At 73.7% G+C, this 14,306-nt stretch carries 13 protein-coding genes; 7 read left to right on the forward strand and 6 right to left on the reverse strand.

Annotated features, from left to right (window positions below):
* Positions 1-36: 36 nt before the first annotated feature.
* Together ACFVXK_RS17685 and ACFVXK_RS17690 are read right to left on the reverse strand one after the other, a co-directional pair.
* The gene (locus ACFVXK_RS17685; RefSeq protein WP_389612637.1) at positions 37-1,554 is read right to left on the reverse strand and encodes a serine/threonine-protein kinase; all 1,518 of its coding nucleotides are present in this window, start codon (positions 1,552-1,554) and stop codon (positions 37-39) included.
* On the reverse strand, positions 1,551-2,216 hold the full coding sequence (locus tag ACFVXK_RS17690) for a hypothetical protein (protein WP_389612639.1): 666 nt from the start codon (positions 2,214-2,216) through the stop codon (positions 1,551-1,553). The genes ACFVXK_RS17685 and ACFVXK_RS17690 overlap by 4 nt, the downstream gene beginning before the upstream one ends.
* 287 nt (positions 2,217-2,503) lie before the next feature.
* On the opposite strand from ACFVXK_RS17690, the gene ACFVXK_RS17695 reads away from it, so the two are divergent.
* Positions 2,504-3,163 (forward strand): hypothetical protein, encoded by a 660-nt coding sequence (locus ACFVXK_RS17695; protein ID WP_389612641.1) that lies wholly within the window; start codon positions 2,504-2,506, stop codon positions 3,161-3,163.
* Between the two features lie 71 nt (positions 3,164-3,234).
* The gene (locus ACFVXK_RS17700; RefSeq protein ID WP_389612643.1) at positions 3,235-4,035 is read left to right on the forward strand and encodes a hypothetical protein; all 801 of its coding nucleotides are present in this window, start codon (positions 3,235-3,237) and stop codon (positions 4,033-4,035) included.
* 21 nt (positions 4,036-4,056) lie between these two features.
* Here the strand turns inward: ACFVXK_RS17700 and ACFVXK_RS17705 are convergent, their stop codons facing one another.
* Positions 4,057-4,635 carry an HD family hydrolase gene (locus ACFVXK_RS17705; RefSeq protein ID WP_389612645.1) on the reverse strand — a complete coding sequence of 193 codons (579 nt, stop codon included), beginning with the start codon at positions 4,633-4,635 and terminating at the stop codon, positions 4,057-4,059.
* 16 nt (positions 4,636-4,651) lie between these two features.
* Positions 4,652-5,533, reverse strand: a complete 882-nt coding sequence (locus ACFVXK_RS17710; protein ID WP_389612647.1) for an XRE family transcriptional regulator — start codon at positions 5,531-5,533, stop codon at positions 4,652-4,654.
* A gap of 378 nt (positions 5,534-5,911) precedes the next feature.
* Here ACFVXK_RS17710 and ACFVXK_RS17715 point away from each other — a divergent pair, with 378 nt between their 5' ends.
* The 4 genes from ACFVXK_RS17715 to ACFVXK_RS17730 are packed head-to-tail and all read left to right on the forward strand — an operon-like array spanning position 5,912 to position 8,028.
* Positions 5,912-6,151, forward strand: coding sequence for a hypothetical protein (locus ACFVXK_RS17715; protein ID WP_389612649.1), 240 nt, complete (start codon positions 5,912-5,914; stop codon positions 6,149-6,151).
* A 43-nt stretch (positions 6,152-6,194) separates the two neighbouring features.
* On the forward strand, positions 6,195-6,578 hold the full coding sequence (locus tag ACFVXK_RS17720; protein WP_389612651.1) for a hypothetical protein: 384 nt from the start codon (positions 6,195-6,197) through the stop codon (positions 6,576-6,578).
* A gap of 14 nt (positions 6,579-6,592) precedes the next feature.
* Positions 6,593-7,207, forward strand: a complete 615-nt coding sequence (locus ACFVXK_RS17725; protein WP_389612653.1) for a hypothetical protein — start codon at positions 6,593-6,595, stop codon at positions 7,205-7,207.
* Positions 7,171-8,028, forward strand: a complete 858-nt coding sequence (locus ACFVXK_RS17730) for a hypothetical protein (RefSeq protein WP_389612655.1) — start codon at positions 7,171-7,173, stop codon at positions 8,026-8,028. The genes ACFVXK_RS17725 and ACFVXK_RS17730 overlap by 37 nt, the downstream gene beginning before the upstream one ends.
* Here ACFVXK_RS17730 and ACFVXK_RS17735 read toward each other — a convergent pair.
* Both ACFVXK_RS17735 and mfd read right to left on the reverse strand, forming a co-directional pair.
* Complete coding sequence (locus ACFVXK_RS17735) at positions 8,009-8,614, reverse strand: GNAT family N-acetyltransferase (RefSeq protein ID WP_389612657.1); 606 nt, start codon at positions 8,612-8,614, stop codon at positions 8,009-8,011. The two genes, ACFVXK_RS17730 and ACFVXK_RS17735, sit on opposite strands and share 20 nt — an antisense overlap.
* A gap of 70 nt (positions 8,615-8,684) precedes the next feature.
* Positions 8,685-12,218, reverse strand: coding sequence for a transcription-repair coupling factor (gene mfd, locus ACFVXK_RS17740; protein ID WP_389612659.1), 3,534 nt, complete (start codon positions 12,216-12,218; stop codon positions 8,685-8,687).
* A gap of 278 nt (positions 12,219-12,496) precedes the next feature.
* Here mfd and ACFVXK_RS17745 point away from each other — a divergent pair, with 278 nt between their 5' ends.
* A complete protein-coding gene (locus ACFVXK_RS17745) occupies positions 12,497-13,954 on the forward strand; it encodes a DUF2079 domain-containing protein (protein WP_389612661.1) in 1,458 nt (485 codons plus the stop codon).
* The last annotated feature ends 352 nt before the right edge of the window (positions 13,955-14,306 follow it).

Genomic DNA, 14,306 nt, shown 5'->3' on the forward strand with positions numbered 1-14,306 from the left:
CTGAGGGCGGTCGGGGCGCCTGAGGGCGGTCCGGCGTCAGCGCACCTGGCCCAGCCACTGCAGGGTCCGGCGGATCTCCACCGGGAGGGGATGCGCGGGCCCGTGCACCCGGTCCGCGTCGTACAGGAGCCGGACCAGGGTGTCGTGGGCGGCGGCGCGGTCGCCGAGGGAGAGCAGCAGGTGCGCTATGCGGCGGCGGACCTCCAGCGGCAGGCCCGGGTCCGGGTTGGCGTAGTGGTTCTCGAACAGCGGGAGCAGCGAACGGTACTCGGCGAGGGCCGCCCCGGCCGCGCCGAGCTGCTCCAGGCACTGGGCGGCCTCGTAGCGGAAGCGCAGCGCCTGCGGATCCCCGGCCGGGAACTCGTCCGCGAGGCGGCGCAGTTCGGGCAGGGCGCGGCGGTACTGGCCGTCGTCCATCAGCGTGGCGGCGTACTGCTTGCGCAGGCTGCGCACCACGGGCGAGTGCTCGCCGTGCTCGGCCTCGGCCGCCGGGAGGATGCCGCCGAGGATGTCCACGGCCTGGGTGAGCCGCCCCTCGTCCAGCAGCTTGCGGGCCTCGTCCACCGCGCCGGGGATGTCCGGGCGCGGCGGGGCCGGGGCGACGGTGGGCATCGGCGGGATGCCGGCGGCCGCCCGGTCGGGCCAGGGGGCGTGCGGGCGCAGGAAGGGCCGGGTCGGGTCGAGGGGGCCGGCGAGGGCGCGGCTGCCGGGGGCCGGGAGCAGCGGCGCGAGGGCCTCGTAGACCTCCTGCGCCGAACCGGGGCGGTCCTGCGGGTCCTTGGCGAGGAGGCGCATCAGCAGCGCCTCCAGCTCCTGCGGGATCTCGGGGCGGCGGTCGCGTACGGGGGCGGGCGGCTCGTACAGGTGCCGGTGCAGCACGCCGAGGGCGGTGGACCCGGCGAAGGGGACGTTGCCGCTGAGGAGTTCGTACAGCAGCACGCCGAGGGCGTACAGGTCGGTGTACGGGCCGACCGCGCCGCTCATGGCCTGCTCGGGCGCCATGTAGGCGGGGCTGCCGATGGGGGTGCCGGTGCTGGTGAGGCGGGTGGTGTCGGTGTCCATCACGGAGGCGACACCGAGGTCCAGGACGAGGACGGTCCCGTCCGGTCGGATCATCACGTTGCGGGGCTTGAGGTCCCGGTGGACGATCGGCACGGCGTGCACGGCGGACAGCACCCCGCACAGCTGCGCGGCCACCGCGACCGCCCACGGCCAGGGGTAGGGGTCGTGGGCGGCGAGGTGGTCGGCGAGGTCGGAGCCCTCGACGTAGCCCATGACGAGGTACAGCTCGTCGCCGTCGCTGCCCGCGTCGTGCACCGTGACCAGGCCGGGGTGGTCGACCTGTGCCGTGACCCGGCACTCGCGCACGAAGCGCAGGCGCAGCTCCTCGGCGACGGTGCCGGGGCCGGCCACCTTGTCGGGGCGCAGCAGTTTGACGGCGACGCGGCGGTCCAGCCGCTTGTCGTAGGCCGTCCACACCTGGCCCATGCCGCCCTGGCCGAGGACGGTGGCGAGCTCGTAGCGCTCGCCGATGAGCCGCTCGCCGCCGGTCACTGCTGCGGGTCCTGGACCGCCGTGCTGTTCGGGTCCTGGTAGGGGCCGCCGGGCTGCGGGGGACGGGGCGGGGTGTGCGGGGTCTGCTTGCGCAGGAGTTCGCTCAGCTCGTCGAGTTCGGCGCGGACCTGGCCGATGCGCGGGGGCGTGCCGGGGGCCGGGGTCTGCTGCGGCGGGACGGGCGGGTAGCCGTAGGAGGGCCGGGTCTGCTGCGGGGGCTGCGGCTGGTGCTGCTGCGGCTGGTTGTACGGGGACGGGGCCTGCTGCGCCGGGTACCAGGGCGCGGCGCCCACCGCCGGGGCGGCGGCGGCCTTCGCCTCGTGGTGCTTGATGTCGGCGACGAGGTAGTACACGCAGATGGCGAAACCGGTGAAGATCGAGCCACCGGCGCCGAGGTTGCCCTGCCAGCCGTTGGTCTCCTCGGTCGGGTCGAGCTCGATGAGGACGATCCAGACGACCGAGAGCACCCCGCCCAGCACCAGCAGCACCCAGTCGCGGGTCTTGCGAGTGAGCAGGGCGATCCGCAGCAGCGACCCCCAGGCGAAGAACCCGCAGGTCAGGAGGGGCAGCGCGGTGAACAGCACGCGCAGCGTCATCGCCGCCCCGGACAAGGGCCGGTGGCCGTGGGGGCCTTGCTGCGGCGGGATGCCGGGGCCGTGCATCGCTGCTCCTGACGGGCCGTGCGGAAAGGGTGACGGCTGGAAGCGTATACAGCGTTTCCGGCCGCCGGTGAGGGGATGGCCGCAACCGTTGCAGGGTCGCAGCACGCCCGCCCCGGGCCCGTACCCCGTCCGCCTCCACCGGCTCTCCTGCCCCCTCGGCTAGCCTCACCCCTTCTGATCGATCCCGGGGGGGGGGACCCGTCATGCGCACCGGCACGCCCACACACACGCCCACACACACGCCCAGACACACGTCCACGCTCACGGCCGCCCTGTGTGCGGTCCTCATGTCCGCGACCGCCGCCGCCTGCGGCCCGCTGTCCGCCGGCGCGGGGCCGGACCCCTCGCCCACGGCCGCCGCGGCGCACGATCCGTTCGCGGACCGGGATCCGGCCACCGTGCTGCGTGCCGCGTACGAGCGGACGGAGCGGGCGGACTCCAAGGCCGCCGTCGTCTCGCGGCGGATCGGCGAACGCGCGATCACGGCCAGGCTGAACTTCGGGGACGACGGCGGCTGCTGGGGGCAGGTCACGGTCGAGGGCGCCGGGACGGGCGAGATCCTCGTGGACGACGCCAAGGTCTCCCTGCGCGGCGACGCCGGCTTCGTCCAGGACCCGTTCGGGAACCGGTCCGCCCGATCCTCCGACACGGAGGACGGCTGGATCGACCTGCGGCCTGCCGATCCCGCCGCCGCCCACCTCGTCGCCCTGTGCGCGGACGGCTCCCCCGCCCGGACCTTCCCGGCCGAACGCACGGGCCTGCGCCGGGGGCCGGACACCCGCCTCAGCGGCAGGCCGGCCGCGGTGCTGGTGTCGCGGGGGCCCGGCGGTGTCGAGATCACCGACCACGTCTCCCTGGACCCCGCGCCGTACCTCCTCAAGCACGAGGAGAGCGGCCCGGACGGCCGGCACGTCGAGTACCAGGCCCTTACCGGCCCCACCGGGTAGCGGTGTCGGTGGGGCGCCCTACCCTCGACGGGGAAGCCGCGAACACGTCGTCACCACGGGGGTCACCGGAAATGCGCAACCGTACGAAGTCCAGGGCGGCGTCGGCCGTCGCAGCCGCCGCGGCCCTGCTGGCCGGCCCGACGGCCTGCGGCCCGGCCACCGCGCGCACCGCGCCCCCCTCCTCCCCCTCCGCCTCCCCCACTCCTTCCGCCTCCCCCACCCGCTCCGGTCAGGAGATCCTCACCGAGGCCTACGAGGCCACCCGCAAGGCCGAGTCGATGCGGGTGGCGGCCACCGTCCAGCAGGACGGCAAGCCGATGAAGGTGGACCTCTCCCTCGACCGCAAGGGCAACTGCAAGGGCGAGATCCGGATGGACGGCATGGGCCGGCTCGACGTCATCAAGTCCTCGGAGTCCGTCCACTTCCGGGGTGACGAGACCTACTGGCGGGCCGTCGCGAAGACGAAGCACTCCCCGCAGAAGCAGACGGACCAGATCGTCGCCATGCTCGCCGAGCGCTGGGTCCGCATACCCGCCTCGGACCCCCGCGCCGCCCCGATGACGGGCAGCTGCGACCTGTCCAAGCTGACCAGCGGCTTCGACCACCCCAGCCCCCTCGCCCGCAGGGGCGAGCCGGCGACGGTCGACGGCAAGCCGGCCCTGGCGGTGACCTCCCCGGCGAAGCAGGGCACCCAGACCGACTACGTGGCCACCCAGGGCAGGCCGTACGTCCTGAAGTCGACGGTCATGGGCGACTCCACGGGCGAGGCCCTCTTCTCGGCCTTCGACGTCCCGGTGGACACGACCTCCCCCAAGGACGCCGACGTCCTCGACATGTCGAAACTGGGCGGCCCGGCCGGCGAATCCATCTGACACCCCGCCCGCCGGACCGGCTCACCCGAGGAACGTCTTGCGCCACTCCAGCGGCGACATGGTGAGCGCGGCCTCCGCGAGGGCTTGCGCGGAGGCGGTCTTCAAGCTGTTCAGTGACGTGTCGATCCAGTCCTGGACGAGGGTGTTGCCCTGAGCCCGGTACTCGATGGCCTGGACGAGGCACTCGAGCTTGTCGGCGTCCTTGGCGACGACCGCCTCGGGGGTGTCGTTGGCTTCGTACTCCTCCACCACACGCTGCACCCCGGCCCGCACGGCCGGGTGCGCGGCCGAGACCTGGTCGGCGGTGACCGCCTGGTTGGCCGCGGCGTCGATGTAGCGGCGGCCGATGTGCGGGATGTCGCCGATCCGGGTCTCCTGCGTGTCGTGGAACAGGCACATCAGCGCGACCTTCGCCGGGTCCACCCCCTCCATCATGGCCAGCACGGCGCCGATGACACCGACGCGGAAGCTGTGTTCGGCGATCGACTCGGGGTTGTTGTTGCCGGTGAACCACCACCCGGTGCGCTTGGCGTTCTTCAGCACGCCCATCTCGAAGATGAATCCGGCCGTGCCCTGCGCGTTCACCGTCTCGTCCGCCATCCGCTGACCTCCGGTCTCAAGTCCGATCAAGAAGAACGTAGTACACGGCATCGAGCTCGCGACGGGACCTTTGGGAGATCCCTCCGCCACCGAGGAGCATCTGGGTACGCTCCGCCAGATCGCGCACCAACCGCCCCGAAGCCTGCGGAAGCCACGGCCTGGCCGTCAGCAGGGCCCACAGGGTGTGGGCGTAGAGATCGACGTATCCGGGCGCCTCGTGCAGCCCGTACGTGAGCCCGCGCAGCAGTGTGACCGGGTCCCAGGCGGTGAGCTCGCGGTCCCGCATGAACCCGTCGTCCGACTGCGGCAGGCGCACACCACCGAGCCAGTACGCCCAGTAGTTCAGGTTCGCGGCCTCGGCCGCGTCGTCGTCCGCCAGCGAGCGCTCGATGAAGTCGAGTAACGGCTGAGGATCTCCGAGCCGGGCCAGTGCCGTAGCGGTGGAGCGAGCCTGTGCCCACTGCTCCGACCAGCCCCGGCGCGCGAGGTAACCCCGTCCCGCGTGCAGGGCGTGTGCCGTCCATGACACCGCCCCGGGGCTGCGGTCGTACGAGGCCAGATAGAGGGCCTGGCGGTGGAGCAGAGCGTCACCCCCCGGCCGCCGGGCCGCCTCCGCCGACGCCCGGAGGTGGTCGAAGAACTGGATCCGCTCCCCTGCTCCCAGCAGGGGTGCTGCGGCCGACGGTCCCCGGCGCGGCGCGGGAACCCGTCCGGCCAGGACCGGCGGCGCCACCCCGGTCAGAGCCCACGCGAGCATGTGGGCGGTCTCACGGTTGTGCACCCACGAGGCGAGCGGGTGCAGCCCGATCGCGTCGGGCGGATCCAGGGCGGCAGCGATGATCTGGTCGGCGTCCATCGCCGGGTCGAGCAGGCCGAGCACCACAGCGTCCGCGCCCATCGCCCCGATCCTGCGCCGCAGGTGCAACAAGGCCGCTGCCTTCATGTTCCCGAGCGGCCTGCGGCCGGACTCCCACCCCTGCAACGTCCCCAGGTCCACCCCCAAGGCCTCGGCCATGGACACCTGGGTGCGCGGAACACTCTCCCGCGCCAGCCTCAGCACGAACCCCGCGACTGCCCCGATGTGCGCACGTCCACGTGCGGGCGGTGTGGCCGCCATATCCAGCTCCCCGAGAGCATCGCCGTCCGCCAACACGTACTGCCGGTCAGTCCTACCGCGTCCGCGACGACCGTACGTTCAAGACGCGGAAACGGACAGAACCCGAAAGGGGGGTTCGTCGACGCGAGGCCGCACACGTACGGCGCGAAGGAGAGACCCATGACGTCCGCACGCGGTGTCCGCCCACGCCCACGCCAGCGCCAGACCGTGCCCGGATGGGTGTCCGAGGGGGTCAAGGTCAACGACCCGCTGGAGCAGCGGAGCGGAATCGTGCAGTTCATCGGCGAATGGACCGACCCCTCCACCCACGTCCTGATGACGAACGCCGTGTTCGTCCGCCCGGAGGGCGGCGGCCGGGAGTGGATCGTCAGGGACCCGTCCAGCCTCGAACGGGGCTAGCAACCCGCAATACCCGCAACACCCGACCGAAAGGAGCACCACCATGAACACCGCAACGACCGAGCTCGGCCGGTTCCTCACCGTCGCCGGCCTTCGCCATCGTGCGGGCGAGCCCGCACCCGAGATGTTCTCCGGCGCAGTGGACGCCGCCTGGCATCAGGCCCTGGAGGCCAGGGACTACCCCGCCCTCTGCGCCGGGACCGCCGGTGAGCTCGTGAGCCACGCCGAGTCCGGCGGCCACGGCCCCATCGCCTGGATCTCCGTGTACGAAGAGGCGTACGGCCCTCTGCCGGACATCTGGTTCACCGACGCCGCCTGCCGTCTCGACACGGCCCTGCTGGCCGTCTACCGGGAGACCGGCACCGTGACGGCCTCGTGGAACTGCGGGCCCGAGTTCACCGGCCGCCCGGCCGAGACGACGGAGTGACCAGCACCGCGCGCATGGAGCCCTCACCCTGGCGGGTGGGGGCTCTGCGCATCCTCGCTCCCCGCTCGGTGACGGCCCCCGCACAGGCCTACGTGGACGCGACCACGACCTTCTGCCCCTTCCTCGCCCCGTCCGTCGAGCGGGGTCTGACGTTCTGGACGGCCTACGAGATCGTGCCGGGCGCCGGGCAGGAGGAGGTCGAGGCAGCGGTGTTCGCGGTGGCCGTGGAGTCCGCCGAGCGCGTACGCAAGTCGTCACGCGGCCCGTCCGGACACCTCGTGTGCGAGAACCTGGTGGTGGAGGGGGCCGGCCGTGGCGAACTCGACTGGCCGCACTGGGCGCTCAAGAACCTCTACGTCGGGGTGGGCCTGATGTTCGGAAAGTTCTGGACCGGCGAGACCGGGACGAGCCGCTCCGGAGTGCCCCTCCCCGTACCGTCGTTCACGTTTCTGTCCATGCGCCCCGCCGTTCGCCGACGGGACCCGTACTTCCTGGACGGCACCCCCGCACTCGCGGAGGTCATCCGTGATGCGGAGGACGACGGCCGGGACGTCTTCGCCGGGCTGTCCCACGACTGGAAGGAGATCAAGACGTGGTCGAGCACTCTCCCCCGCCCCGCGAGGCCGTAGCGGCCGCCGATGCGGCCTGCGGCGGCCAGGTCGAGCTCACGGCCGTCAGCGACCGCCGCGGCTCGTCGGTCTTCAGGGCCGACGGACCCAACGGCGTGGTCGCCCTGAAGACCGGTACCGGCCCGGGCGCGGCCACCACCGCCCGGGAGGCCGAAGCCCTGCGGCAGCTCGACTGGGACGGCTACCTTCTCGGCGCCGGACTCCTGGACGGGATCAGCTGGATGGTCACCCCCTGGTTCGATGCCCCGTCGACCTATGCCCTGTTCGAACCAGTACGCCAAGGACGCGGCCCGGGTCGCGCCCGGGAAGCGGCCGTCGCCTTCTGCCAGGCAGTGGGCGAGCTCCACGCCTCCGGGTGGGTGCACGGCGACCTCCAGGCAGCGCACGCGCTGCACACCGACAACGGCGTGAAGCTCATCGACCTCGCCTGGGCCAGGCGCGACGGCTTCGAAGTCCCGGGCACGTTCAAGGGCGGGGTGGTCCATCTCCTCGCCCCCGAACTCGCCGCTCAGGCCACGGCCGGAGCCGACCGCCTCTTCGTCACCGCCGAGGCCGAGGTCTACTCCCTGGCCGGCGCACTGTGGACCTCTGCAACCGGCGCGTGGCCGCTCGACTACCCGGCGATCGGGATCGACCGCACCGCCGTCACCCCTGACAGGCTCCGTGCGGTCATCGCCTACGGAGTCCCCTTGACCGGCATCGTCCGATGGCGCGCACTCCAGGACGTCCTGCGCGAGGTACTCCTCTCCCACCCGGCCGATCGGCCCACCGCTGCGGAGCTCGGGGTGGAAGTCGCCGCCCTCAGCGGCAGTCGGTCCTAGGGGCGGGCACGGCAAGGTCAAGGGCGGCCGCCCGCCGGACGTGGAGGTGGCCGGGTGCGGGGTAGGCCGGCGGGGAGGCCGGGACGGTGGTGTGGAGGGGGTACCCGGACTTCTCGGCCACGCGGCAGGAGGCCTCGTTGGGCAATTGGTGGAAGAGGTCGAGGCGTGCAAGGCCCGAGGCGGCGAAGGTGTCGAAGGCCCAGGCCGTGAGGGTGTCCAGGGCGCGGGTGGCGGTGCCGCGGCCGCGGGCGTGGGCGGTGGTCCAGTAGCCGACCTCCGCCGAAGGGGCGTCCGGCCGCGGCAGTTTGAGGACGGCGTTGCCCAGGAGGCGGCGCGGTGCGGGGGCGCCCTCCTCCAGGACCGCGAAGGCGAAGCGTACGCCCGAGGTCCAGCCCCGCCGCTGCTCCGCCAGCCAGCGCAGGCCCTCGGCCTCGTCGTCGGCGCGGTGGTGGATCCACCGCCGCATGGCCGGATCCGCGCAGGCCTCCACCAGCGCGGGGACGTCCTCCTCCTGCCAGGGCCGCAGGACCAGGGCGGGCAGGCCCGCGGACGAGGGGGCGTGGAGCGCGGCGGCCGGAACGATCACCCGGTGATGCTAGGCAAGGGTCCCCGGACCGCCCGCGCCGGGGCGTGGGCGGTCCGTCGTGGGAGGGCCCCTACGAGCCGAGGATCGTGGTGAGGAACTCGCCCGTCCAGGCCAGGAGTTCGCGGCCGACCAGCGGCTTGCCGCCGACGCGGGCCGTCTTCGGGCGGGGGACCAGGACCTGGCTGGTGGCCGGCTTGAGGACCGTGCCGGGGTAGAGGCGCTTGAGGCGCAGTTCCTGGGATTCGCGCAGCTCCACCGGTCCGAAGCGGATGTTGGTGCCCTGCAGGGTGATGTCCCCGACCCCGCAGGCCCGGGCCAGCATCCGCAGGCCCGCCACCAGCAGCAGGTTCTCCACCGGCTCCGGCAGCTTGCCGTAGCGGTCGGTGAGTTCCTCGCGGACCGCCTTGATGTCGGCCTCCGAGGTCGCCGAGGCGATCGCCCGGTAGGCCTGCAGGCGCAGCCGCTCGCCCGGCGCGTAGTCGTGCGGGACGTGCGCGTCGACCGGCAGCTCGATCTTGACCTCCAGCGGCGGCTCCTCCTCCACCCCGCCCTCGACGGCGGCCCGGTAGTCCGCGACGGCCTCGCCGACCATGCGGATGTAGAGGTCGAAGCCGACGCCCGCGATGTGGCCGGACTGCTCGCCGCCGAGCAGGTTGCCCGCGCCGCGGATCTCCAGGTCCTTCATCGCCACGTACATGCCGGCGCCCATCTCGGTGTGCTGGGCGATGGTGGCCAGCCGCTCGTGCGCGGTCTCCGTCAGCGGCTTCTCCGGCGGGTACAGGAAGTAGGCGTAACCGCGCTCGCGGCCCCGCCCGACGCGGCCGCGCAGCTGGTGCAGCTGGGAGAGGCCGAAGTTGTCGCCGCGCTCCACGATCAGGGTGTTGGCGTTGGAGATGTCGATGCCGGACTCGACGATCGTCGTGGAGACGAGGACGTCGAACTTCTTCTCCCAGAAGTCGACCACGACCTGTTCCAGGGCCTGTTCGGACATCTGGCCGTGGGCCGTGGCGATCCGCGCCTCGGGGACGATCTCGCGGAGCTTCGCGGCCGCCCGGTCGATGGACTCGACCCGGTTGTGGATGTAGAAGCACTGGCCCTCGCGCAGCAGCTCGCGCCGGATGGCGGCGCCGATCTGCTTCTCCTCGTACGGGCCGACGAAGGTGAGGACGGGGTGGCGCTCCTCCGGCGGGGTGGTGATGGTGGACATCTCGCGGATGCCGGTGACCGCCATCTCCAGGGTGCGGGGGATGGGCGTGGCGGACATGGTGAGGACGTCGACGTTGGCGCGGAGCTTCTTCAGCTGCTCCTTGTGCTCGACGCCGAACCGCTGCTCCTCGTCGACGATGACCAGGCCCAGGTCCTTGAACTTCGTCTCCTGCGAGAAGAGGCGGTGGGTGCCGATGACCACGTCGACCGAGCCCTCCTTGAGGCCCTCCAGGGTGGCCTTGGACTCCGTGTCGGACTGGAAGCGCGAGAGCGCCTTCACGTTGACGGGGAACTGGCTGTAGCGCTCGGAGAAGGTGCCGAAGTGCTGCTGGACGAGGAGGGTCGTGGGGACGAGGACGGCGACCTGCTTGCCGTCCTGCACCGCCTTGAAGGCCGCGCGGACCGCGATCTCCGTCTTTCCGTAGCCGACGTCGCCGCAGATCAGGCGGTCCATGGGGACGGACTTCTCCATGTCCTCCTTGACCTCGGCGATGGTGGTGAGCTGGTCGGGGGTCTCCGCGTACGGGAAGGCGTCCTCCAGCTCGCGCTGCCAGGGGGTGTCGGGGCCGAAGGTGTGGCCGGGGGCCGCCATGCGCGCGCTGTAGAGCTTGATCAGGTCGGCGGCGATCTCCTTGACGGCCTTCTTCGCCCGCGCCTTGGTCTTCGTCCAGTCGGCGCCGCCGAGCCGGTGCAGGGTCGGGGCCTCGCCGCCGACGTACTTGGTGACCTGCTCCAGCTGGTCGGTGGGGATGTAGAGGCGGTCGCCGGGCTGGCCGCGCTTGGCGGGGGCGTACTCGACGAGGAGGTACTCGCGGGTGGCGCCCTGGACGGTGCGCTGCACCATCTCGATGTAGCGGCCCACGCCGTGCTGCTCGTGCACGATGTAGTCGCCGACCTCCAGGGTGAGGGGGTCGATGGACTTGCGGCGGCGGGTGGGCATCCGGCCGAGGTCCTTGGTGGCGGTGCGCTGGCCGGTGAGGTCGGTCTCGGTGAGGACGGCCAGCTTGAGGGCCGGGTCGACGAAGCCGTTGTCGAGCGAGCCGCAGGAGACGTGGACGATCGAGGGCTCCAGGGCCCCGAGGTCGGCCTCCAGGCGGGCCGCGATGCCCTCGCCGCCGAGGACCTCGACGGTGCGGGCGGCCGGGCCGTGGCCCTCGGTGAGGTAGACGGTGTGCCAGCCGTCGGCGATCCAGCCCTTGGTGTCGGCGAGCGCGCGGGCGGTGTCGCCGCGGTAGGCCTCGGGGGCGTGCATGCCGAGCTTGAGGGTGTCGGAGCCCAGGGCCGGGTCGTCGGCGGCGAAGGGGGAGACCGACCACCACATCATGCCGAGTTCACGGGCGTGGTCGCGGACGTCGGCGATCCCGCGCAGCGAGGCCGCGCCGACGTCGATCGGGGCCTGGCCGCCGCCGGCGGTGGCCGCCCAGGAGGCCATCAGGAACTCCTGGCTGGTCGCCACCAGGTCGGCGGCCCGGGTGCGGACCCGCTCGGGGTCGCAGACCACGGCCATGGAGCCGGCCGGCAGGACGTCGAGGAGCAGCTCCATGTCGTCCACGAGGACCGGGGCGAGGGACTCCATGCCCTCGACGGCGATCCCCTCGGCGATCTTGTTCAGCAGTTCGCCGAGCTCGGGGTGTTCCTCGGCGAGGGCGGCGGCGCGCTCGCGCACCTGGTCGGTCAGCAGCAGCTCGCGGCAGGGCGGGGCCCACAGGCCGTGCTCGGCGATCTCCAGGGAGCGCTGGTCGGCGACCTTGAAGTAACGGATCTCCTCGACCTCGTCGCCCCAGAACTCCACGCGCAGCGGGTGTTCCTCGGTGGGCGGGAACACGTCGAGGATGCCGCCGCGCACGGCGAACTCCCCGCGCTTCTCGACCAGCTCGACGCGCGCGTACGCGGCGGCCGCCAGGGCTTCGGTGACCGCGCCGAGGTCGGCGCTCCCGCCCTGGCGCAGGCTCACCGGCACCAGGTCGCCCAGCCCCTTGACCTGCGGCTGGAGCACGGAGCGGATGGGGGCCACGACCACCGACACGGGTCCCGCCGCCGGGTCGTCCGCGCTGGGGTGGGCCAGGCGGCGCAGGACGGCGATGCGGCGGCCGACGGTGTCACTGCGCGGGCTGAGGCGCTCGTGCGGCAGGGTCTCCCAGGACGGGTAGTCCACCACCTCGTCGGGCGGGAGCAGGGAGCGCAGCGCGGCGGCGAGGTCCTCGGCCTCCCGTCCGGTGGCGGTGACGGCCAGCACGGTCCGCCCGGTGCGGCGGGCCAGCGCGGCGATCGCGAAGGGCCGGGCGGCGGGCGGGCCGACGAGGTCCACGTGCATGCGGTTGCCGTCCCCGGCCGCGGTGACCGCCTCGGCGAGGGCGGGGTCCCGGGTGACGGCGTCGAGCAGTCCGTGCAGGCTCATGAAGGCGGCTTTCCATCCGGTGGAGGGGCGGGCGGGGCAACGCGAAGCACCCGACACGTGAACGGGCCGGGGGTTCCACCCTATGCCGCGGGTGTGACGGCCGCGCGCGGGATTCGGGGCGGGGGCGGGTCCCGTGCGGAGCGGGGGCGGGTCCGGGGGCGGGGCGGGATCGGGGCCAGGGCGGGGCGGGGGCGGGGCGGGATCGGGGCCAGGGCGGGTCCGGGGGCGGGTCCGGGGGCGGAAGCAATGCTTCCGCGCCGGGATGACAATCTGTCCGGATGCCCACCTCCGGAAGCCCGTCCGCCGGCACGACCGCGCCCCGCACGGCGCCGGCCGCGCCCACCACCGCCGCGGCACGCCCCGCGCCACGGGTCCGGGCCGCCGCGTGGGCCCGGCGCCGGGCGCCCTACGCGCTGACCGCCGCACTCTTCGCCGCCTACGCCACGCTCTCCGTGACCCGCCACCGGCGGATGGAGGACGCCTCGTACGACCTGGGCATCTTCGAGCAGGCCGTCCGGGCCTACGCCCACCTCCAGGCACCCGTCGTGGACCTGAAGGGCCCGGGCACCCTCGTCCTCGGCGACCACTTCAGCCCCGTCATCGCCCTGATCGCCCCGCTCTACCGGATCTTCCCGGGCCCGGTCACCCTCCTGGTGGTGCAGGCGGCGCTGTTCGCCCTGTCGGCACTGCCCGTCACCCGCGCCTCGACGCGGCTCCTCGGCCCGGCACGGGGGCTCGCGCTCGGGGCGGCGTACGGGCTGTCCTGGGGGATCCAGCGGGCCGTCGAGTTCGACTTCCACGAGATCTGCTTCGCCGTGCCGCTGATCGCCTTCGCCCTGGAGGCGCTGCTGGCCAGGCGCTGGCGGGCGGCGCTGACCTGGGGGCTGCCGCTGCTGCTGGTCAAGGAGGACCAGGGGCTCACGCTGGCGGCGCTGGCGCTCGTCGTCGCCTGGCGGGCCCGGCGCACCGACCGGCGGGCGGCGCGGCTCGCCCTCGGCGTCGCCGCGGCCGGAGCGGTGGCGGCCGCACTCGTGTTCACGGTGGTGATCCCCGCCTTCGCCGCCGACGGCTACACCTACTGGCAGAAGGCCGGCGGCCCCGGCACCGCCCTGCACGGCCTCGGCACGAAGCTCACCACCCTGGCCTGGGTGCTGATCCCCACCAGCGGACTGCTGGCCCTGCGCTCCCCGCTGCTGTGGGTGGCCCTGCCGACGCTGGGCTGGCGGTTCACCGCCGCCGACCCGAACTACTGGTCCACCGACTGGCACTACAGCGCCGTCCTGATGCCGGTCGTCACGCTGGCGCTGGCCGACGCCCTGGACCGGGAGCGGCGCAGCCCCCGGCCGTGGCTGCGCTCGTACGCCCACCAGCTGCCCGGCGCCGTGCTCGCGGCCGCGCTCGCGCTCAGCGCGACCAGCCTGCCGCTGGCCCGGCTCGGGGAGCGGGCCGCCTACGAGAAGCCGGCGCGGGCCGTCGCGCTCGAACGGCTGCTGGCGCGGATCCCGGACGGGGTCTCGGTGGAGGCCGACTACCCGGCGCTGACCCGGCTGACCTCGCGCTGCCGTGTCTTCTGGCTCGGCGGCACGCGCGGGGTGCGCCCGGCCTACCTGGTCTTCGACAACGCCGACGGCCGGGTCGGGGACCCGCTGGCGTACGCGGGGCGGCTGCATCCGGGGTCGCGGTTCGCCCTGGTGGGCGAGGCGGGCGGAACGGTCCTGCTGGAACGCCGGCTGTAGCACCCCACCCGGCACGCCCCTGCCTGAGCGACAGCCGCAGGGCCCCGCCCAGCACCCTCCCGCCGGAACGGCGGCCGCAGGGCACGAGCCGGGACGGCCCCGCCGGAGCGCCGGCCTCGGGGCACGAGCCGTGACGGTCCCGCCGGAGCGGCGGCTCCCGTGCCGCCCGGACGCGCCCGCCCCGGCAGGCCCCGGCGGCCCGGGCGGCCCCGACGGGAGCCGGGAGGCTCCGCGCAGGGCCGGCCCGAAGACGCGACGCGCCGGCCCCGGGCCGCCCTCGTGGACGGCCCGGGGCCCCCGTGGTCCCCCCGGCGGCCCCGGGCGCCCCCGGGGTGGGCCCGGGGCGGGGGGC

This window comes from Streptomyces sp. NPDC058157, from assembly GCF_042884105.1.
Classification (GTDB): Bacteria; Actinomycetota; Actinomycetes; order Streptomycetales; family Streptomycetaceae; genus Streptomyces.

Bases quoted from the DNA above. Each gene is read 5' to 3' on its own strand.
- ACFVXK_RS17690 (WP_389612639.1), bottom strand. From the start codon at position 2,216: ATGCACGGCCCCGGCATCCCGCCGCAGCAAGGCCCCCACGGCCACCGG.
- ACFVXK_RS17695 (WP_389612641.1), top strand. From the start codon at position 2,504: ATGTCCGCGACCGCCGCCGCCTGCGGCCCGCTGTCCGCCGGCGCGGGG.
- ACFVXK_RS17700 (WP_389612643.1), top strand. From the start codon at position 3,235: ATGCGCAACCGTACGAAGTCCAGGGCGGCGTCGGCCGTCGCAGCCGCC.
- ACFVXK_RS17705 (WP_389612645.1), bottom strand. From the start codon at position 4,635: ATGGCGGACGAGACGGTGAACGCGCAGGGCACGGCCGGATTCATCTTC.
- ACFVXK_RS17710 (WP_389612647.1), bottom strand. From the start codon at position 5,533: ATGGGCGCGGACGCTGTGGTGCTCGGCCTGCTCGACCCGGCGATGGAC.
- ACFVXK_RS17715 (WP_389612649.1), top strand. From the start codon at position 5,912: ATGACGTCCGCACGCGGTGTCCGCCCACGCCCACGCCAGCGCCAGACC.
- ACFVXK_RS17720 (WP_389612651.1), top strand. From the start codon at position 6,195: ATGAACACCGCAACGACCGAGCTCGGCCGGTTCCTCACCGTCGCCGGC.
- ACFVXK_RS17725 (WP_389612653.1), top strand. From the start codon at position 6,593: ATGGAGCCCTCACCCTGGCGGGTGGGGGCTCTGCGCATCCTCGCTCCC.
- mfd (WP_389612659.1), bottom strand. From the start codon at position 12,218: ATGAGCCTGCACGGACTGCTCGACGCCGTCACCCGGGACCCCGCCCTC.
- ACFVXK_RS17745 (WP_389612661.1), top strand. From the start codon at position 12,497: ATGCCCACCTCCGGAAGCCCGTCCGCCGGCACGACCGCGCCCCGCACG.